The 19,809-nt window shown below is 63.7% G+C and carries 15 protein-coding genes; all 15 read right to left on the bottom strand.

Annotated elements, in window-relative coordinates; genetic code table 11:
- Window positions 1–4 precede the first annotated feature (4 nt).
- Entirely contained in the window at window positions 5–1,357 is a 1,353-nt protein-coding gene (gene fliI, locus FFS60_RS08110) for a flagellar protein export ATPase FliI (RefSeq protein WP_028626548.1), read from the bottom strand.
- Window positions 1,347–2,141, bottom strand: a complete 795-nt coding sequence (gene fliH / locus FFS60_RS08105) for a flagellar assembly protein FliH (RefSeq protein ID WP_137821680.1) — start codon at window positions 2,139–2,141, stop codon at window positions 1,347–1,349. Before fliH ends, fliI begins: the two co-directional genes overlap by 11 nt.
- Window positions 2,142–2,151: 10 nt before the next feature.
- A complete protein-coding gene (gene fliG, locus FFS60_RS08100) occupies window positions 2,152–3,168 on the bottom strand; it encodes a flagellar motor switch protein FliG (protein ID WP_028626546.1) in 1,017 nt (338 codons plus the stop codon).
- Window positions 3,161–4,939: a flagellar basal-body MS-ring/collar protein FliF gene (gene fliF / locus FFS60_RS08095; protein ID WP_137821679.1), complete on the bottom strand. Its 1,779-nt coding sequence runs from the start codon at window positions 4,937–4,939 to the stop codon at window positions 3,161–3,163. The genes fliG and fliF overlap by 8 nt, the downstream gene beginning before the upstream one ends.
- Before the next feature lie 14 nt (window positions 4,940–4,953).
- On the bottom strand, window positions 4,954–5,286 hold the full coding sequence (fliE, locus tag FFS60_RS08090; RefSeq protein ID WP_028626544.1) for a flagellar hook-basal body complex protein FliE: 333 nt from the start codon (window positions 5,284–5,286) through the stop codon (window positions 4,954–4,956).
- 298 nt (window positions 5,287–5,584) lie between these two features.
- A complete protein-coding gene (fleR, locus tag FFS60_RS08085; protein ID WP_137821678.1) occupies window positions 5,585–7,000 on the bottom strand; it encodes a sigma-54-dependent response regulator transcription factor FleR in 1,416 nt (471 codons plus the stop codon).
- Between the two features lie 6 nt (window positions 7,001–7,006).
- On the bottom strand, window positions 7,007–8,212 hold the full coding sequence (locus tag FFS60_RS08080) for a PAS domain-containing sensor histidine kinase (protein ID WP_137821677.1): 1,206 nt from the start codon (window positions 8,210–8,212) through the stop codon (window positions 7,007–7,009).
- 110 nt (window positions 8,213–8,322) lie between these two features.
- Window positions 8,323–9,795, bottom strand: a complete 1,473-nt coding sequence (locus FFS60_RS08075; protein ID WP_028626541.1) for a sigma-54 dependent transcriptional regulator — start codon at window positions 9,793–9,795, stop codon at window positions 8,323–8,325.
- A gap of 218 nt (window positions 9,796–10,013) precedes the next feature.
- Entirely contained in the window at window positions 10,014–10,310 is a 297-nt protein-coding gene (locus FFS60_RS08070; protein ID WP_028626540.1) for a hypothetical protein, read from the bottom strand.
- 28 nt (window positions 10,311–10,338) lie between these two features.
- Window positions 10,339–10,719, bottom strand: coding sequence for a flagellar export chaperone FliS (gene fliS / locus FFS60_RS08065; protein ID WP_028626539.1), 381 nt, complete (start codon window positions 10,717–10,719; stop codon window positions 10,339–10,341).
- Window positions 10,720–10,803: 84 nt separating this feature from the next.
- Complete coding sequence (fliS, locus tag FFS60_RS08060; protein ID WP_137821676.1) at window positions 10,804–11,202, bottom strand: flagellar export chaperone FliS; 399 nt, start codon at window positions 11,200–11,202, stop codon at window positions 10,804–10,806.
- Between the two features lie 3 nt (window positions 11,203–11,205).
- Entirely contained in the window at window positions 11,206–12,645 is a 1,440-nt protein-coding gene (gene fliD / locus FFS60_RS08055) for a flagellar filament capping protein FliD (protein ID WP_137821675.1), read from the bottom strand.
- Between the two features lie 96 nt (window positions 12,646–12,741).
- Window positions 12,742–13,107, bottom strand: coding sequence for a flagellar protein FlaG (locus tag FFS60_RS08050; RefSeq protein ID WP_137821674.1), 366 nt, complete (start codon window positions 13,105–13,107; stop codon window positions 12,742–12,744).
- An 81-nt stretch (window positions 13,108–13,188) separates the two neighbouring features.
- Complete coding sequence (locus FFS60_RS08045; protein ID WP_137821673.1) at window positions 13,189–14,343, bottom strand: flagellin; 1,155 nt, start codon at window positions 14,341–14,343, stop codon at window positions 13,189–13,191.
- Between the two features lie 295 nt (window positions 14,344–14,638).
- Window positions 14,639–19,801 (bottom strand): glycosyltransferase, encoded by a 5,163-nt coding sequence (locus FFS60_RS08040; RefSeq protein ID WP_137821672.1) that lies wholly within the window; start codon window positions 19,799–19,801, stop codon window positions 14,639–14,641.
- Window positions 19,802–19,809 lie beyond the last annotated feature (8 nt).

The raw sequence follows: 19,809 nt of genomic DNA, 5'->3' as shown, positions 1-19,809 counted from the left end.
GCTATCAGCCCTGGATGCCCAGGGAGGCAGCCAGCCGCTGGGCGCTCTGGGCCAGGCTCTCGCTCTCGTCGAGCCCCTGGCGCAGGAAGGCGCTCATGGTCGGCTGGCGAGCAATGGCCAGATCGGTGTCAGGATCGCCGCCGGCGACATAGGCGCCCACGCTGATCAGGTCGCGGCTCTGCTGGTAGCGCGACCAGAGCTGCTTGAAGCGTTGGGCCATTTTCATGTGCTCCGGGCTGACCACCTGGGGCATTACCCGGCTGATGGAGGCCTCGATGTCGATGGCTGGGTAGTGACCTTCCTCGGCCAGACGACGGGATAGCACGAAGTGACCGTCGAGCACCCCCCGCGCGGAGTCGGCGATGGGGTCCTGCTGGTCGTCGCCTTCGGAAAGGACCGTGTAGAAGGCGGTAATGGAACCGCCGCCCTGCTCCGCATTACCGGCTCGCTCCACCAGCTTCGGCAGTTTTGCGAACACCGATGGCGGATAGCCTTTGGTCGCCGGCGGCTCGCCGATGGCCAGGGCGATTTCGCGCTGGGCCTGGGCGAAGCGGGTCAGGGAATCCATCAGCAGCAGGACATTCTTGCCCTTGTCGCGGAAGTATTCGGCGATGCGCGTGCAGTACATGGCCGCACGCAGGCGCATCAGCGGCGCGTCGTCCGCCGGGGACGCGACCACGACGGAGCGCTTGAGGCCTTCCTCGCCGAGGATGTGCTCGATGAATTCCTTCACCTCGCGACCCCGCTCACCGATCAGGCCGACGACGATGATTTCCGCCTCGGTGAAGCGGGTCATCATGCCGAGCAGCACGCTCTTGCCCACGCCGGTACCGGCGAACAGGCCGAGGCGCTGGCCGCGACCGACCGTGAGCAGGGAATTGATGGAGCGAATTCCGACGTCCAGGGGTTCGCTGATGGGGTGGCGCTTCAACGGGTTGATGGTGGGACCATCCATCGGCACCCAGTCCTCGGCCCTCATGCCGCCCTTACCGTCCAAGGCGCGGCCGGCGCCATCGAGCACACGGCCCAGCATGGACATGCCCATGGGCAGGCGGCCGGTATCCGGCAGCGGCACCACGCGGGCGCCAGGCGCGATACCGGAGAGGCTGCCCACTGGCATCAGGTAGATCTTGCTGCCGGAAAAGCCCATCACCTCGGCTTCCACCTGCACGGGGTGGTAGCTGTCATCGTTGATCACCAGGCAACGACTGCCCACCGGCGCACGCAAGCCTTCGGCCTCCAGGGTGAGACCCACCATGCGCAGCAGGCGGCCTTCCACCAGGGGTTGCGAAGGCAGATCGATCACATCGTTGTAACCCGCCAGACGCTTGGCGAAGCTGGCGCGCTCAATACGCATGGTCGAGGCTGTCCGGGGAATCCAGGTCCATGACCAGATCGGCTGATGGCGGATGGACCTTCTGTTCGCGCTGCTGCTCGAAGAGTTGCTTCATGGCCTGGCTCAAGCGCGTCTCGATGCTGGCATCGATACGCGAATGCTCGGTCTCGACCCGGCAACCGCCCGGCTCCAGCGATTCGTCTTCGAGGATACGCCAGGTTTCTTCATGCCGTTCACGCAGCGCCTTCACCTGCTCGAAGTCCTGCGGATTGATGTGGATGCGCAGGTTGTTGGCGCCCATGGGCAGCAACTTCAGGGCCTCACGCAGGACATGGCGGATCTGGCTGGAATCCACGCGCAGCTCGCGCTGGATCACCTGGCGGGTGATCAGGCTGGTGAGATGCACCAGGGACTCCTCGATCTGCCGGTCCTGCTCGGCGATGGGGTCGAGCAACTGCGCCATCAGCGTGTCGAGTTGCGCGAGCCGGGCATTCACAGCGACCTCGGCCTCCTGCCGGGCCTTGAGCTGGCCGGCGTGGAAACCGTCCCGCTCACCGGTGGCGAAGCCTTCGTTGTAGGCGTCCTGGCGGATGGCCTCAAGCTCGTCCAGCGTCAGCGGCTTGACGTCTTCGACCGGCACTTCCTCGATCTGCGGTTCGGGCTCAGGCTCGGGCGCCGCAGCCAACGGCTCTTCTGGTACCGCCGGCTCGGGAGCGTCCGGGTCGAAGCTGGGCAACGACCAGCGGTCAAAGACGTTGACGTCCTTGGCGCGGATCAGTTCGCTTGCCTGTTCCTTGCTGGCCATGGTCGCCGCCTCAGATCATTTCTTCGCCGCCCTTGCCACCGAGGACGATTTCCCCGGCTTCGGCCATGCGGCGGGCGATGGTAAGGATTTCCTTCTGCGCCGATTCCACGTCACTGACGCGGACCGGGCCCTTGGCCTCCAGGTCGTCGCGCAGCAGTTCAGCGGCACGTTTGGACATGTTCTTGAAGACCTTTTCCTTGATGGCTTCATCCGAGCCCTTGAGGGCCAGCACCAGCACATCGGACGAAACCTCGCGCAGCAGTGCCTGGATACCGCGGTCGTCGACATCGGCCAGGTTGTCGAAGACGAACATCAGGTCTTCGATCTGGGTCGAGAGGTCTTCGTCCACTTCGCGGATGGAATCCATCAGTTGGCCTTCGACCGAGCTGTCGAGGAAGTTCATGATGTCCGCCGCGCGCTTCACGCCGCCCATGGTGGTACGGGTGGTGCTGGCGTTGCCGGCGAACTGCTTCTCGAGGATCAGGTTCAGTTCCTTGAGTGCCGAAGGTTGTACGGTGTTCAGCGACGACACGCGCAGGACGATATCCAGGCGCACCTTGTGGTCGAAATGGCTGAGCACCTCGGCGGCCTGGTCCGGGTCCAGGTAGGCGACGACGATGGCCTGGATCTGCGGGTGTTCGTAGCGGATCACGTCAGCCACGGCACGCGGTTCCATCCACTTCAGGCTGTCCAGGCCGCTGGTGCTGCCGCCCAGCAGGATGCGGTCGATCAGGTTGTTGGCCTTGTCCTCACCCAGGGCCTGGGTGAGCATCTTGCGGATGTAGCCGTCGGCACCGACGCCCAAGCTGGTCTGGTCGCCGACGATCTCGACGAACTCACTCATCACCTGCTCCACCTGCTCACGGTGGATGTTGCGCATCTGGGCCATGGCGACGCCAACCCGTTGCACTTCCTTCGGCCCCATGTGCCGGAGCACCTGGGCAGCGTCAGTCTCGCCCAGGGACAGCAGCAGAATGGCGGCCTTGTCGACCTTGTTCAGCTTTGCAGGGGCGCGATTATCACTCATCGGCGTTGATCCATTCTTTGACTACCAGGGCCACGCGGCCAGGATCTTCGGCCACCAGGTTCTTGATGGCATTGAGCTGCGCATCATACCCGTCGCTCGGACTGGGCAGGAGGATGCTTTGCGGTCCGCCAAGGCTGACGCGGTCATCCGACAGCTCGCCGGACAGCCCCATCTCGCCCAGGTCGGCATCGCCGTTGCGGCCGCCTTCAAGATCCTTGCCCTTGCCGCCGCTGATGTTGTTCAGCACCGGACGCAGCACGCCGAACACCAGCACCAGGATGAAGAGCACACCCAGCACCTGCTTCACCACATCCCAGAACCAGGGCTGGGTGTAGAACGGAATGTCGATGACTTCTTCGGCGCCGTCGGCGATGAACGCGGTGTTGATCACGCTGACACTGTCGCCCCGGCTGGCGTCGTAACCCACCGAGTCCTGGACCAGACGGGTGAAGCGGGTGATCTCGTCGGCAGTCCAGGGCACCCGGGTGGCTTCGCCGGTTTGCGGGTCGACCTTGACCTGGTCGTCCAGCACCACCGCGACGGAAAGCCGACGCAGGCGGCCCTGCTGCTGCTTGGTGTAGCTGATGGAGCGGTCCAGTTCGAAGTTGCGCGTGGTCTGGTCGCGCTTGTCGGTGGGATACGGCGCGAGCATCGGCTTGCCGGTGGTCGGGTCGATGATCTGCTGGCCGTTGTCATCCAGCAGCGGTTGGCCCGGCTGCACGCCGGCGGCTGCGGCGCCCGTGGCCTGCTGCGGCGCGGCGCCGGGTGCCGGGGGCTGGTTCGACAGGGCGCCGGGGACGCCCTGCGGGCCGCCATTGTTCTGCCGCTCTTCAGCAAGCTTCTGCTCGCTGCGCAGGGCTGGCTGGTCCGGGTTGAACATCTCGGAGGTGGATTCGACGGCGCTGAAATCGACGTCGGCCGAGACCTCCGCCTTGTAACGACCGCTGCCCAGCACAGGCTGCAGGATGCTGTGCACGCGCTGGGTGTAAAGGGTTTCCATGCGACGGGTGTAGTCGAACTGCTTGCCGGCCATGGTCAGCTCGGACAACTCCTGCTGGTCGGACAGCAAGTTGCCCTTCTGGTCGACGACGGTGACCTGGGACTTCTCCAGTTCCGGCACGCTGGTCGCCACCAGGTTGACGATCGCCATCACCTGGCTCGGCTCCAGGCTGCGGCCGGGGTAGAGCTCAACCAGTACGGAGGCCGTGGGTTTGCGTTCGTCACGCACGAACACCGAGCTCTTCGGAATGGCCAGGTGCACACGCGCACCCTTGACGTTGTTCAGGCTGGAGATGGTGCGCGCCAGCTCGCCTTCCAGGCCGCGGCGGTAGCGGGTGGCTTCCATGAACTGGCTGGTGCCGAGGCCCTGCTCCTTGTCGAGAATCTCGAAGCCAACGGTATTGTCGCTCGGTGCTACGCCGGCGGCGGCAAGCTTCATGCGAGCACGGGCGAGGTCGTCGGCCTTCACCAGCAGGGCGCCGGAGTTGGGCTCGATCTTGTAGGGGATGTCGGCGGCGCCCAGGGCTTCGACCACCTGGTTGGCATCCATCCCCGACAGGCTGCCGTACAACGGACGATAGTCCGGCTGCTGCGACCAGAGCACCACGGCAAAACCGATGGCGACGCTGGCGGCCAGACCGACCAACAGGCCGACCTGACGCAGCATGCTCATCTGCGAAAGGTTATCCAGGAAAGACAGGCCAAAAAGCGGCTTCTTCTCTTCCGGTGCATCTGCCTTGGCGGGGACCTTTGCAACAGCTGCTTCAGCCATTTCTCAATCCGTCCTCAAACCGGCATCTGCATGATGTCTTGGTAGGCCTGGACCAGCTTGTTCCGCACCTGGGTCATGGCCTCGAAGGAAACGCTGGCCTTCTGCGACGCGATCATGACGTCAGTGAGGTCAACGCCCTTCTGCCCGACCTCGAACGCGGTGGCCATTTCGGTGGAGACCTTCTGGGTATCCGCGACCTTGTTGACCGCCTGGCCGAGCATGTCGGCAAAACTCGGCGCTCCGGCCTCCGGCGCTGCCACGGGGGCAGGCTTGGCACGGGCCATCGCGTCCATCTGCATGGAGCGCATTTCCAACATCAGGCGATTGAATTCAACACCCTGGCTCATCACATTCCTCCAACTGCCGCGATTTTTTGACGCTACGCGGTCTGATGAAAGGGTATCTGCAACAAGGGTGCCAAAAGCTCAGGAACGGGTGTTACGGGGAAGCCGCAAGGGTGGATCACGCTTCACCGATCCACCATTCGCCCCCCGGCATCGCGCCGCTGGTGGATGGAAAAGCGCCGCAGGATAGCTTCAAACGTAGGATGGGTAGAGCCTGCGAAACCCATCGGTTCGGGATGATGGGTTTCGCCTCGCTCGCGGAATGCCATCCACCTCTTCCGACGAGAGCTGGCTTCCGCCGTCAACTGGCGTAGAGGTAAGCCTCGACGTCCATGCCGGCATCGCGCATCTGCGCGAGCTTGTAGCGCAGGGTGCGTGGGCTGATGCCCAGGCGCTCGGCGGCTTCCTTGCGACGGCCGCGTTCGGAACGCAGGGTGTCGATGATCATCTGGAACTCGTGGCGGCGCAGGTCATCCCCCAGGGCACTGGGCGCTTCGGCGGGCGCGGCAGCCACCGGCAACGGCACCACGGGCGCGGAAACAGTGACCGGAGCGACTGCCGGCGCGGCGGGCGCAATAGCCATGCCGATGGGGGCGGTCAGGCACAGGTCGTGAGGCTGCACCACCCCTCCCTGCTGCAGGATCAGCGCGCGCTGCACGGCGTTGTCCAACTCGCGCACGTTGCCCGGCCAAGCGTGGGCCAGCAGCGCTGCCCGGGCTTCGCTGGAGAAGCGCACGGCGGAGTGATTCATTTTTTTGACGTGCTTGGCCAGCAGACGCTCGGCCAGCGGCAGAATGTCCGCCGGACGCTCCCGCAGCGGGCGCCAAGCCAGGGGGAACACGGAAAGACGGTAGTAAAGGTCTTCCCGGAAACGCCCAGCCGCCACTTCGCCGGCGAGGTCACGGTTAGTGGTGGCGAGCACGCGGATATCCAGGCTGATCGGCCGGCGCGCGCCCACTCGCTCCACCTCACGCTCCTGCAGTACACGCAGCAACTTGGCCTGCAGGCCCAGCGGCATTTCGGAAATTTCATCAAGCAGGATGGTGCCGCCGTCTGCCAGTTCGAACTTGCCCGGCGCGCTGGCGATGGCACCGGTGAAGGCGCCCTTCTCATGACCGAACAGGGTGGCTTCCAGCATGTTGTCCGGAATGGCTGCACAGTTGATGGCGATGAAGGGACCGTTGGCCCGGGTGGACTGCTGGTGGATGTACTGCGCCAACACCTCCTTGCCGGTGCCGGACTCACCCGAGATCAGCACAGTGGAATCGCTGCGTGCCACGCGCGCGGCCAGTTCGAGCAACTGGCGGCTGGCTGGCTCCAGGGCTACGGGGCCGTCGCTGATGGCCTGACTCACACGCCCCAAGGCATGCCGCGCCACAAGATCCAACAGGGTATTGGGTTCGAAGGGTTTCACCAGGTAATCGGCGGCGCCCTGGCGCATGGCATCCACCGCGCGCTCCACGGCGCCGAAGGCGGTCATCAGCAACACCGGCAACTGCGGGTAGCGCTGACGGACGATGGCCAGAAGTTGGTGGCCGTCCATGCCGGGCATGTTGACGTCGCTGACCATCAGCCCGAAGGACTCCTCACCCAGCGCCACCAGGGCAGCCTCGGCGCAGTCCACCGCACGGTAGTCGTAGCCGCCGATCAGCAAGGTGTCCGCCAGGGCTTCACGCAGGGCGCGGTCGTCTTCGACCAGCAGAATTTTGGCAGTCATCGTCCTTTACTCCTGAAAAACCGAATGTGCCGCGGGAATCAGCGGCAGTACCAGGGTGGCGCAAGTACCGCGACCGGGACGCGAGCGCAGCCGCAGCTCGCCCTGGTGGGCACGCGCCACCGCCTTGACCACGGCCAGCCCGAGTCCGGTGCCGGTGGTCTTGGTGGTGAAGAAGGGTTCGCCCAGGCGCGCCAGGGTGGCGGCGTCGATACCGGGGCCGTTGTCACTGATGGTCAGGTGCAGATCGCCACAGCGCCGGTAGAGGTGGACCTTGAGGCGCAGTTCGCGACCGGCGGCCTGGTTGGCGTTCTCGATCAGGTTGAGCATCGCACCGACCAGGGTGTCGCGATTACACAGCAGTTCGCCCTCGGCGAGGTCGCACTGCCAACGCACGTCCTTGCCTTGCACATGGGACTCGGCCGACGCGCGCAGGGCGGAGAATAGCGCCGACGGCGCCAGGCGGTCCGGTAGCGGCAGCTCGCCACGGGCGAACACCAGCATGTCGCGAACCTGGTGCTCCAACTCATGCAGCCGCTCCTTGAGACGACCAGCAAAGCGCTGCTGCTGATCCGTTGGCAGCACCTGCTGGGTCAGGTGGCTGGCATAGAGCAAGGCCGCAGACAGCGGCGTGCGGATCTGGTGAGCCAGGGAGGCGACCATGCGCCCCAGGGCAGAAAGGCGTTCGTGGCGGGAAAGCTGGTCCTGCAGGCGACGGGTTTCCGTCAGATCGGTGAGCAGAACCAGTTGGCCAGGCTCGGCATTCAGGGAGCGGGTGGCGATGGAAAGACGGCGTCCATCCTTGAGGGAGATTTCATGGCCATCGTCTTCGCGCGGGGCGAAGTTACGCGCGATCACTTCGCGCCAGAGCATGCCCACCAGGGGTTGGCCGAGCAGGTTGCGCGCCACGGGATTGGCTTCGCGCACCACGCCCTGCCCATCGATCACGATGACGCCGCCGGGCAGCAGGTCCAACAGGCTCTGCAGGCGGTTGGCGAGCCGTTCCTTTTCCGCCAGCTCCTGCATGCGCTGGGCACTGACCAGGGCCAACTGGCCCTTCAGCTCGGTGACCCGCGCTTCCAACAGGCTGTAGGACTCGCTGAGCTGGGTCGACATCTGGTTGAACAGCGCAAAGGCTTGTTCAAGACCCGCGCGACTGGCCTGTTCGACGGGGGCGGTTTCCGGATTCTGTGCGGGCGTAACGGCGTGGCTCATGCTCTTCTCTCGCTCCATCGACCGTCAGCAGACGGTCGGTCGAGGGAGATATAGCAATACCCGTGCCTAAAATTTAGTCCTTTAAAAACAACGACTTGGAAAAAGCGGAATTATTCTTCCGCCAATTCCTCGTCGCGACGGCTCATGCCGTACTTGCGCATCTTCTCCACCAGGGTGGTACGGCGAATGCGCAGACGCTCGGCGGCACGGGCCACGACCCCGGAGGCGTCGTCCAGTGCTTGCTGGATCAGGCCCTGCTCCAGGTTGCCGAGGTAATCCTTGAGATCCAGGCCTTCGGGCGGCAGCAGCGCTGGCGCGGCAACACCCGGAAGACCGGCGCCGATGGCTGAACGCTCTTCGATCTCTTCGCGCAGGCTGGCCTTGAGTTGCTCGTCCTCATCATCCACATGGCGGAATTTCTTCGGCAACTCGCTAACGCCGATGACGCCGTAGGGATGCATGATCGCCATGCGCTCAACCAGGTTGGCCAATTCACGGACGTTGCCCGGCCAGTCGTGGTTGCACAGCGACATGATGGCGGCGGAGTTGAAACGGATGGAGCCGCGCTTCTCGTGCTCCATCCGCGAGATGAGTTCGTTGATCAGCAGCGGGATGTCTTCCACACGCTCGCGCAACGGCGCCATCTCGATGGGGAAGACGTTGAGGCGGTAATAGAGGTCTTCGCGGAAGCTGCCCGCCTCGATCATCTGTTCGAGGTTCTTGTGGGTGGCCGCGATGATGCGCACGTCGACGTTCTGGGTCTTGTTGCTACCCACGCGCTCGAAGGTGCGTTCCTGCAGCACACGCAACAACTTGACCTGCATCGGCAGCGGCATGTCGCCGATCTCGTCGAGGAACAGGGTGCCGCCGTTGGCCAACTCGAAGCGCCCTGCCCGGCTGGTGATGGCGCCAGTGAAAGCACCCTTCTCGTGGCCGAAGAGTTCGCTTTCCAGCAGCTCCGCCGGGATGGCGCCGCAGTTGACCGGTACGAATGGCGCTTCGCGACGCTTGGAATGGTAGTGAAGGTTACGCGCCACCACTTCCTTGCCGGTACCGGACTCGCCCAGGATCAGCACGCTGGCGTCAGTGTCGGCCACCTGCTGCATCATCTGGCGGACCTGCTGGATGGCACGACTGGTGCCCACCAGGCTACGGAACAGGTTGGGTTCGCGCTGGCGGCCACGCTCGCGGGCGTGGTCGTACATTTCGCGGTAGACCTGGGCGCGATGCAGGGAGTCGAGCAGCTTGTTGTAGCTGGGCGGCGTCTCCAGGCTGGCCAGCAGGCGACGGCGAAGGTCTTCAGGCCAGTCGGCCTGGACCTGGTCACCGATCAGCAGGACCGGCAGGAACTCATCCCAGGCCAGCAACTGCTTGATCAGTTCGAGCGCACCGCCCTTGGCACCAACCTCGCCCAGCATGACGCACAAGACGTCGCGGCTGGAGCTCAAGGGTCCCGTCACGTCGCGCCAGTCATCACTGCCGCAGTCCAGGTACTCTTCACCGAGGAAATTCAGGATCACCGCGAAGTCGCGGCGGCGATCGCTATTGTCGTCGATCAGCAGAATCTTGGTTTCACGCCACATTGTCTGGTTCTTGCTTTTAGGGCTGAACGCCGTTTTCCACGGCGCATGGGCAGACGGTGCATCTCGAAAGGAGGATCGACCGGCAATTGGCCACTAGTAAAGTGAAAAACCCTTGCCGAGTCAATTTTATGGCGTGCTTTTTTTGGTTCAGCCGACGGAATGGCTAAGCGGTTGTCGGAGCAGTATCGAACTAGTGGCAGATGGGAATCGCAGCGCCATCAGCCGAACAGCTTGTAGACCTTGGCGCCCTGTTGGGCCTGATTGAGCTGGACCAGCTCACCCGCAATACGTTGCTGCTCCGACTGACAGATGGAAACCAGCTCGCGATAAAGGCCAAGCAGTTCTTGCAGGCGACTGCCGAGCGCCTCGACATCATCTACCGCATCGACCATGGCGTCATCGACCACCTGACGGCAGAGCTGGTCCAGCTCACCGATGGCTGCCCAGTCCTGACGAGCCAGCGCATCACGCAGAGCGCTGCCGGTTGCTTCAAGACGCTGGACTGATGCATTCATTGGAATTCTCCTGCCAACCCGGACGGCATCACTGGGCGATGCCATCCCATCCGGTTTTCACGTTACGCAACAACCCTGCTACTTCATCCACCAGCGCAGCGTCGCTTTTCAGGTTCGCTTCGAGCAGGCGGGACACCATGTACTCGTAGAGTGCATCGAGGTTGGCCGCGATATCGCCGCCCTGCTCGAAGTTCAGGCCATCACGCAGACCGCCAATGATAGCGATTGCCTTGCCGATCAGCTCGCCTTTTTGTGCGAGCTGACCACGCTCGATGGCACCGCGAGCCTGGGCCAGTCGGGTAAGGCCGCCCTCCATGAGCATCTGGATCAGCCGATGGGGGCTGGCATCCACGGCCTGGGCCTGGGTGTTCACGGACTGGTACTGCTTGAGGGCCGCCATCGCGTTCATGTTCGCTCTCGCTCGTGTGTCGGGCTTGGATACCTAATGTATCGGCAGCACCCGCGAGAGCTTTAGCCCGCAGCTTTGCGGATATCAGGAAATTTCCGCAGCGACCGGTGCTTCCACTTCCGGACCGATGGAATCCCACGCCTGCTTGATCTCCAGCAGAAGCGCCTCGACCTCTTCGAGAGGGCGCGGCGAGCTGTCCAGGGCTACCTGGGACAACCGGCGGGTCATGTAGTCGTAGAGGGCATCGAGATTCTCGGCGATTTCGCCACCGAGCTGCTTGTCCAGGCTGGCCTGGAGCACACCGATGATGCTGAGGGTCGAGCCGACCGCCATGCCACGCACTTCCGGATTACCGGTCTCCAGGCCGTGACGAGCAAGGGACAGGCGCTCCAGCGCGCCATCCAGCAAGAGCTGCACCGCACGGTAGGGAGTAACTTCCTGGCTGGTCTTGACCTGCTTGTAGGTATCGATTGGATTGGCCATCACTTAGCTCTGCTTGACTACGCCGGGAAGGTTGGAAAGAGCCTGGCTCAGCCGGTCACTGGTCTGGGTCAGGCTGGCGATCAGGGAGTCCATGGCGTTGTACTGGGCGTACAGGCGGGTCTGGACCTTGGCGATGCGCTCATCGAGTTTGGTGCGCTGCTCCTTCACCGAACTGAGGGTGTCCTGCAGGCCGTCCTGGCGCTGGGACAGAATGCCGCCCGTTTCGGTGTAGACGTCCAGCTTGCCGTTCAGACGGGAAGTCAGCCCGTTCTCTCCGGTGAAGAAGCCGGCCACGGACTCGTACTGGGTGCTGAGGACCTTGTCGAGTTTGGTGTCATCGATCTTCAGGGTGCCGTCCTTCTGGGTGGTGATACCCAGGTCCGACAGAATCGAGAGGCCATCCTTCTGGCCGGACGGGTTCACCAGCTCGTTGCGCACTGTGGACATCAGCGAACGTACCGAAGCATCACCCACCAGGGCTCCGGTTACCGGAGCGCTATCGCCGACAGCGGTCACCGATGTCAGGGTCTTGGTGACCCCGACCATCTTGTTGTAGGCATCGACGAACTTCTTGATGTTGCCCTTCACGGTCGACGTGTCCTGGTCGACCGTTACGGTGAACTTCTTGCCGGCCTCCGCGCTCACCAGGTTGAGGGTGACCTCGGAGATTGCATCGGAAACCGTGTTACTGGAACTGCGCAGCGACAGGCCATCGACGGTGAACTCCGCATCCTGGGCCTGGGCGATGTATCCGCTGCTGGCAGCATTGGTGCCGTCGAGCGCGGACAGCGCCCCCGAGGGGCTGGAGGCCGGATTGTTGTCGGCGAAGCTGCCGATACGGAAGGCTTCGAGCCCGGCCGAGGCCTGGACATAGATGTCCTTGCCCGCGCCGGTGGTATTGGAACTGAGCACCAGGCGCGATGAGCCATCCGCCGGGTTGCTGACGATGTTGGCGCTGACGCCCTTGTCCTTGAGCGCAGTATTCAGGCTGTCACGGATTTCGGCGAGGGTCGCGCCGGCGGCGACTTGCACATCGACGCCGCGATCGCTGGGCCCTAGCTTGACGGTGAGGGTTCCGGATGCCGCAGCGGTGGCGTCCTTGGCGAAGGTCGCAGTGCCGACCTTGCTCGCAGTAGCGAGCTTGTCGACAGTGACCTGATAGGTCCCCGAACTCGCTTTATTGGTGGCGGAAACGGTCGCCAGGTCGGTGTTGCTCGACTTGGCCGAACGCTTGGCAAACAGGTCGCTGGAGTTGAGGTCCTTCAGCGCGGTCTGGAACTCGCTGATGGCATTCTTGAGCTGGCCGACCGCGGAGAACTTCGATGTAGCGGTCTTCTCCACTCGGGTCAGCTGGGCTTCCTTGGGCGCTCTTTCCGCGTCCACAAGGGCCTTCACGATGCTGTCGATGTCGATGTTCGAACCGAGTCCGGTTATGCCAGCCATTTTTCCGTTACCTCGCCAATCGTCTGACGCCTGCTCCAATGTTCGATAAGGCAGTCAAGAAACGTGCCATGTCGCACGCAAGTACCAGCCGATGTATCAGGCCTCGGCCTTGAACAGCAGGCTGCGCATTTCCGACAAGCTTTCCGCCAGTTTCAGTGCATCTTCCGAAGGGATCTGGCGAATGACGTCACCCGATTCCGAATCGGTCACCTGCACCACGACCCGGCCGCTGCTGTCGTCCACGTCGAAGTTCAGGTTGCGGCGAATGCTCTGGACGAATTCCTGGATGCTGGAGGCCGCTGCCGCCACCGGCTCGCGGTCTTCCTCGGTCTCGGATTTCTGCCGGACCAGCTCAGCCACCTTCTCAGGGGTTTCCTTCGCCGCCGGACCACGGAGCGGACCATTACCGGCGGGAGTCGCGCTTGCGCCCTTGCTCGTCAGGTTGACTATTCCGATATCCATTGTGCTCACCTCACAAATGGCAAGAAGGGGGGAAGCGCCAAGCACTTCCCCCCGCGTTCAACGCCTTGCCTCGCCCAGGCCTTAGCCCAGGAGGCTGAGGACTGCCTGCGGCAGCTGGTTGGCCTGGGCCAGGATCGAGGTACCTGCCTGCTGCAGGATCTGGTTCTTGGTCAGGTTAGCGGTTTCCGCGGCGAAGTCGGTGTCCTGGATACGACCGCGGGCTGCCGACACGTTCTCCGAGATGTTCTGCAGGTTGCCGATGGTGTTCTCGAAGCGGTTCTGCACCGCACCGAGGTCCGCGCGCTGGGAGTCGATCATCTTGATCGCCTGGTCGATGACCAGCACGGCTTCCTGAGAGTTCTGCACGCTGCTGACGTCGATGTCGGAGATCTTGTCTTCGGTCACGGCGGTAGCGGCAGTGTAGGTACCAGCGGTCACACCGGCCGGCACGCCACTGAAGGTCAGGGCGGTCAGTTCGTTGGCGCCGTCCTTGTCCTGGGAAACGACCTGCATCGCGCCAGTGTCGTCCACGAAGGCACCCACGCCGAGGTTGGCGTCGTTGATCGCTGCGCCCAGGGCACGGGAAACTTCGATACCGGTCGCGCCGCTGGCGATGGTGGTTTCGATGGTGACGGATTTGCCGTCGACGGTCATGGACACGGAAGCGGTGCCGGAAGCGGTGGCGGTACCGGAGGCGGCGGTGATGCTGCCTTCGTAGTACTTGCCGGTCAGCGAGTCGGTGCTCATCTCATCGATGTTGACGCTGATGGTTTCGTTCGCGGCGCTGCCCACCTGGAAGGTGGTGGTGCCGAAGGTGCCGTCCAGCAGCTTCTTGCCACCGAAGGTGGTGGTGTTGGAGATACGGTTCAGCTCTTTCTTCAGCTCGGTCACTTCGGCGTTCAGGGCCTTGCGCTCGTCGTCGCTGTTGGAACCGTTGGCCGACTGCAGGGACAGGTCACGCATACGCTGCAGGATGCTGGTGGACTGCTGCAGGGCGCCTTCAGCGGTCTGCGCCATGGAGATGCCGTCGTTGGAGTTCTTCACCGCAACGCCCAGGCCGTTGATCTGGCTGCTCAGGCGGTTGGATATCTGCAGACCTGCTGCGTCGTCCTTGGCGCTGTTGATGCGCGAACCGGTGGACAGACGTTGCAGGGAAGTATCCAGCGCACGGGAGGAGGTATTCAGGTTGCGCTGAGTATTGAGGGAAGCAATGTTCGTGTTGACGGTCAAAGCCATGGTCGTGTCCTCCAAGGACTGCGTGTTTGCCTGAGCTTGCGACCTTGGGTGGGCATCGCCCAGGCACCCATAAAGTTCGCATTCGTACTTCGTATCGGCGGGGTCCCGGGAAGCTTTAGGGAGAGTGGAAGAATTTTTTCCGTCCCGTGTTTTCCCGCAACAACGCCCACATTCCCTCCTGTTGTCGACCGGTTCCGGAAAAACTGAAGGCTGGCCGTTGCATGCTTTTCCATAAATGAAAACAAAAAGGCCCCGTCGAATGACGGGGCCTTTTCGGTGCGCTGGCGTGACGCGGTCAACGTGACCCGGGTGTCCAGGCCTGGCGCCACAGCTCAAGGTTACGGCCTTCCAGCATCCAGTCGCGATGCACGACCGCCTGCAACTCGTCACCCAAACGCGCAGCAGCATCGAGGTCGGCCAGGTGCATGCGGATGGCTTCCACCCAATCCTTGAAGCGGTTCTTGACGCGGGTAACCGGCAGGTCGCCCTGGTAGCAGCGAATATCGCTGCAGATTACCGGGAACCCACAGGCGCCATACTCCAGCAGGCGCAGATTGCTCTTGCACTCGTTGAACAGGTTTTGTTCCACCGGCGCCAGGGCCAGGTCCAGGTTCAACCGGGCCAGGGCTGCCGGGTACTGCTCGATCGCAACGCCACCGTAGTACTCGTGGATGTAGGGGCGCAGCTTATCCGGGCACATGCCGAAGAAGACCCACTCCACCTCGTTCGCCAACTCCTTGATGACATCGGCGATCAGCTCCAGGTCGCCTGTGTGGCTGGCACCACCCGCCCAACCCACACGCGGTTTGGCCTTGGTACGGCGTAGGCCCTGAACCCCCTTCCACCAGCCCACGGGCAAGCGGTTCTCGACCACGTGGATATCCTCGTGCATACCAGCGAACGCCTCGGCCAGCGCATCGGTGGAGACCACGAAGCGATCCACATAGCTCAGCCCGCGCCGGAAGGACTTGACGATGTCCTTCGGCATATTTTCCCGGTGCACACTCTTGATCGGCAGGTTGGGCAGGTAGTCGTCCAGCTCGTAGATCTTGAAGGCACCGGATAGCGCCTTCATCCGGCGCATGGCCTCCAGGCGCTCATCGCCGATCTGCCGCTGCAGGATGATGGTGTCCGGCTCGTAGCGCTCGAGATCGGTCACGTGCATCAGCCCCACGGACAGGGCGCCGTCCACCAGCCCGGTCTGCTGCAGCGCACTGAAAGGCTGCATCACCCGATAGTGGCCGCAACCGTAGAAGTCCGCCGGATGGGCCAGCACGGTGGGTAGCGGCTTCCACGACGACAGCGGGCGCCAGGAAATCGCGGTATCCGCCAGCTTGAAACCGCCCGGCTGGGCCAGGGAGAAGTTCGGGTTGTAGGCCGGGTCACGGGCCAGCACTGGCAGCCACTTGCCGAAGACCACATCCTGCTCGGCAGCGCCTGCCGCAGTCGGTGCTTCCTCGGGATCCAGCATCAGACGCGCGTTGTTGGCCCAGACACTCAGGAAGCCTGCCTGCCTGGCTCGCAGACACAGGTCCAGGTCCAGGAAATGGTCGGTGACATCGTCAGCCACTCCGCCCAGCTCCAGGTAGAGTTCGCGGGGGATCATCAGGCAGTCACGGCTGACGGCGCTGTAGTCCACATCGACCTGCAGGCGCTGCATATAGCCGGGCGCATCCAGCGCCTCGCCAACGAAGGGACGACCCACCGGACCTTCCAGTCCCAGGACGAGGCCGGCATGGCGCACCTTGCCGTCGGCCCCCAGCAGGCATCCGCCGACGACACCGACTTCCGGCCGCTGGGCATGGTTGACCAGTTCGTCCAGCCAGTCGCCATCGACCACGGCGGTGTCTGGCGAAAGCAACAGCAGGTAGTCCCCGGACGCCTTGGACGCTGCGAGGTTCATCGCCGCAGGCAGGGTGGAACAGGACACCGATGGCCATATCGGCCGCAGGCGCGGCTCACCCATGCCTTCAAGCGCCTTCAGCCAGTCACGAACGTCCACAGCCGCCTGGTCGCTCTCTACCAGCAGCAGTTCGTAGCGCGGATAGCGGGTACTTTCCAGCACGCTCTCCACGCAGCGCTGCAGGCGCGCCAGGTTGCCGCCAGCCATGACCAGGATGGACACCATCGGCTGCTGCGGGTGCCCGTAGCGAATCCGGTACCGGCCCGGCTTGTTCGACGTCACCTGCGGACGCTGGTAGCCGCGCTCGCGCAGGTGCTGGAGGATGGCCTGTTTCTCGCTCTCGAGGTCCGCGAGTGCCGGAGCGTCGGTGATCAACAGCGTCTCGGCCACATGACCCAGCCCGGCCAGGCCGCCCTGGCTGATCAGGCGAAGGATCAGTTCGAATTCCGGCGAGTCGCTGTGCTCCGCGTCGAAGCCGCCGACGTCCAGCAGGACATCGCGGCGGAACAGCCAGTGATGCGCCATACCCGCCGGGAAGCTCAGCAGGTAGTCCAGGTTGAGCGCCGGACGGAAAGCGGCCCCCAGGCTGCCATCAGCCTGGCGGTACATCTCGTCGCAGTAGATGGCGCGGCAATCAGGCGCGTTGAGCAACTCCAGGCAAGCCATGAGCAGGCCGTTGGCGGTGAGTTCGTCACCGGCGCCCACCAGGGTCAGCCAGTCGAAGCCCGCCTTGCCCAGCGCCTCGTTGAGGGGGGCAACCCAATCGTCAGCGGCCACATTGACTACCTGGCCGGCAAAACCTTCCACCGGTTCGGCGGCCACCGTCAGCAACAGCGGCTGAATGTTGCGATAGGTCAGGCGCGACGGTTCGAGAGACGCCAGAGTGGCGGCCAAGGCCGCCTTGTCGCCCTTGAGGTCGAGCACCACGATCCCGACGGAAGGTCCCTGCCCGTGCTGGGCCAGGCGCTCGTCCACCAGGCGCTGCTGGGCGGCGGTCAGCGAACGCTTCGCCAGCCAGTCGTGAAAACGAACGCCCGAACCCGATCCCCCCATCCGACGCAGCATCTCGTCCCGACCCGCACGCACCGCGTCGCTACCGCCGTCGGAATGGCGCGAATAGAGCTCGCGGTACAGCGCCGGATAGTCCTTGAGCGCCTGCTCCGAGCGCCGTGCAGGCTCTACCTGGCGCATCCGCACTTCAACCGTTTCCGCAGGAACATGGTGGAACTCTGCCCGAGCAGCGAGCCGCATCAGGAAGTCCCAGTCCTCCAGGCCGGACAAACTCTCGTCGAATCCGCCGACGCCCGCGATCAGCTCACGCGGACCCGCGAAGGTATTGACCGGGATGTAGTTGTTGACGAACAGGCGATCCCTGGAAAACGCGTCATGGGGATATCGCTGCTCACGAGCAAGCTCGATACGCTCGCCGTTCTCGATGGACTCGGTGATGAACACCGCATCGCTGTACACCACCGAGTCAGGCTGCGACACGAGCGCCTCGGCCAGCACCTGGAAGTGGTCGGGGAGAAACACGTCGTCATCGTCGAGGAAAACGACATACCTGCCTTTCGCCAGCTTGAGCGCGGCGTTTCGCGCCGCCGCGGGGCCCTGGTTGCGCCCCTGGTAGAGGTAGGTGATGGGGAAATCGTAGGCTTGCAGCAGCGACTCCACCGGATCGCCATGGTCGTTCGCCAGGATGACCTCGAAGTCGCGCAGGGTCTGGCGACCGACGCTGGCAAGTGCATCCTTGAGCAATTCAGGGCGGTTGTAGGTGGTCATGATGACGGAGAGCAGCGGCTCGTAGCGCGGGCCGGCAAGCTTCTCCAGCTCGGCCAGGGCCTCGGCGTCGTAATGGCCGAGCGCACAGGCCTTGTGAGCCATGCGCAGCGCAGGTCCGAACTCGCCGAGCTGGCGCAGGGTATTGGCCACGCGCCAGCACGCAGCGCCCTGCCCCGCCTGGTCGTCAGCGAGGTCGGGGAACAGGCGGCTGACGGGATAACGGGCGAAGGCATCCAGTACCACCTTGCCTTCGAAGGCACGGGTCTTGGCGCTGGACAAGCTCTCGCCGTGCTGGCGCCAGTGACAGAGAACCGTCTCCACCTTCTTGAAGTTGGCCGTGTCGGCCAGTCGGGTCCAGATCTGGTAGTCGTGGCAGCGGGTGAACGCCGTGTCGTATTCGCCATGACGCTGGTACAGCGAGCGGCGCACCGCAGTGCCGGGGTTGGGCAGGCAGTTGGCCTGGATCAGCATCGGCAACAGCGACTTGCCCTGGTAATCCGCATAGCGAGTGTGGTGCACCTGGCCGGGGAATCGCTCGTCGAAGATCTCCAGGTCGCCGTAGAACACATCGGCATCCGGGTTCTGCGAGATGCTCCGGCGCAAGGCCGCCAGGGCGCCTTTGGCCTGGAGGTCGTCACTGTCGATCCATACCACGAACGCCCCGCGCGCAGCCGCAAGCCCCGTGTTACGCGCCGAGGCACCGCCACCGTGGTGGTTGTGGAGCAAGCGCACGCGGGGGTCCTGGATCGAACGGATGATCTGCACCGAGCGGTCGGTAGAGCCGTCGTCAACCACCACCAGTTCGAAGTCGGCATCGTCCTGGGCCAGCACCGATTCGATGGCCTGGCGCACATAGCGTTCGCGGTTGTAGACCGGCATGACGACGCTGAAGAAGGGAGCAGGCCCTTCATTCGACGGGGTGACCGTTTGGGCTTCCGGCTTCGGAGTGACACTGGAAAACAGCGCGAAGCGCTTGTCCATCCAGGCCAGCACCTCTTTCACCAGCACCGGTTTGGCTTCGGCACCGAGACTGCGGTGCGAGCAGATGCTCTCGGTGAACAGGGAAGCCAATTCGTGATAGCGCGGCGCAACCTTCTTGCCAGTCATGCGCTCCATGGCCGAGCTGGTGCGGTTGCTGATCTCGCGGCGCAGGTAGAGAGGCTTCTCGACGCGAGCGAACGGACCGTGAGCGGCAAGGTGACAGAGGAACGCCAGGTCGGCGCTCACCACTGGCCGGAACGCCATGTCGATGCAGTCGCGACGAATCAGCTGGTTGACCGCCTCGCAGCGATCCAGGGCATGCAACACGCGAAGGTATCGCTCATCCGCCGCCAGGGGTTCGTCGAACACGTAGTTGCCGCCATTGGTCCGCCCCAGCGCCTGTCCCTGCTCGTCGATCCATTGCGTCTGGGTGTAGGTCAGGCTGATGCGCTCGTCGGCTTCCATCAGCGTCAACGTTTCGGCGAGGAACTCAGGGGCAAGCACGTCATGGCCGCCCAACCACATGAAGTACTCCGAATCGGTCTGCTCGAAGCAGAAGCGGAAATTCGCAGACGCGCCGAGGTTTTCCTCATGGCGGACGTAATGGAAGCGCGGGTCGGCGGCGCAGAACGCCTGGCAGATGCGGCCGGTGTCGTCACTGGAGGCGTTGTCCGCCACCAGTGCCTGGAAATCGACATGAGTCTGGGCGGCCAGCGACTTCAGCGTCTCGAGGACATAAGGGCCCTCGTTGTAGACCGGCAAGCTGACCACAACCCTGCTTTGAAGCTTTTGCATGCAAACCT

The sequence above is a fragment of the Pseudomonas sp. D(2018) genome (genome assembly GCF_005502555.1).
Taxonomy (GTDB): Bacteria; Pseudomonadota; Gammaproteobacteria; order Pseudomonadales; family Pseudomonadaceae; genus Metapseudomonas; species Metapseudomonas resinovorans.
This window is presented reverse-complemented; position numbering and strand designations above follow the sequence as displayed.

Excerpts from the sequence above, each read along its gene's own strand:
- fliS (WP_028626539.1), bottom strand. The coding sequence starts at position 10,719 with ATGAACGCGATGGCGGCCCTCAAGCAGTACCAGTCCGTGAACACCCAG.
- FFS60_RS08075 (WP_028626541.1), bottom strand. The coding sequence starts at position 9,795 with ATGTGGCGTGAAACCAAGATTCTGCTGATCGACGACAATAGCGATCGC.
- fliD (WP_137821675.1), bottom strand. The coding sequence starts at position 12,645 with ATGGCTGGCATAACCGGACTCGGTTCGAACATCGACATCGACAGCATC.
- fliE (WP_028626544.1), bottom strand. The coding sequence starts at position 5,286 with ATGAGCCAGGGTGTTGAATTCAATCGCCTGATGTTGGAAATGCGCTCC.
- fleR (WP_137821678.1), bottom strand. The coding sequence starts at position 7,000 with ATGACTGCCAAAATTCTGCTGGTCGAAGACGACCGCGCCCTGCGTGAA.
- fliF (WP_137821679.1), bottom strand. The coding sequence starts at position 4,939 with ATGGCTGAAGCAGCTGTTGCAAAGGTCCCCGCCAAGGCAGATGCACCG.
- fliS (WP_137821676.1), bottom strand. The coding sequence starts at position 11,202 with ATGGCCAATCCAATCGATACCTACAAGCAGGTCAAGACCAGCCAGGAA.
- FFS60_RS08045 (WP_137821673.1), bottom strand. The coding sequence starts at position 14,343 with ATGGCTTTGACCGTCAACACGAACATTGCTTCCCTCAATACTCAGCGC.
- FFS60_RS08070 (WP_028626540.1), bottom strand. The coding sequence starts at position 10,310 with ATGAATGCATCAGTCCAGCGTCTTGAAGCAACCGGCAGCGCTCTGCGT.
- FFS60_RS08050 (WP_137821674.1), bottom strand. The coding sequence starts at position 13,107 with ATGGATATCGGAATAGTCAACCTGACGAGCAAGGGCGCAAGCGCGACT.
- FFS60_RS08080 (WP_137821677.1), bottom strand. The coding sequence starts at position 8,212 with ATGAGCCACGCCGTTACGCCCGCACAGAATCCGGAAACCGCCCCCGTC.
- fliG (WP_028626546.1), bottom strand. The coding sequence starts at position 3,168 with ATGAGTGATAATCGCGCCCCTGCAAAGCTGAACAAGGTCGACAAGGCC.
- FFS60_RS08040 (WP_137821672.1), bottom strand. The coding sequence starts at position 19,801 with ATGCAAAAGCTTCAAAGCAGGGTTGTGGTCAGCTTGCCGGTCTACAAC.
- fliI (WP_028626548.1), bottom strand. The coding sequence starts at position 1,357 with ATGCGTATTGAGCGCGCCAGCTTCGCCAAGCGTCTGGCGGGTTACAAC.
- fliH (WP_137821680.1), bottom strand. The coding sequence starts at position 2,141 with ATGGCCAGCAAGGAACAGGCAAGCGAACTGATCCGCGCCAAGGACGTC.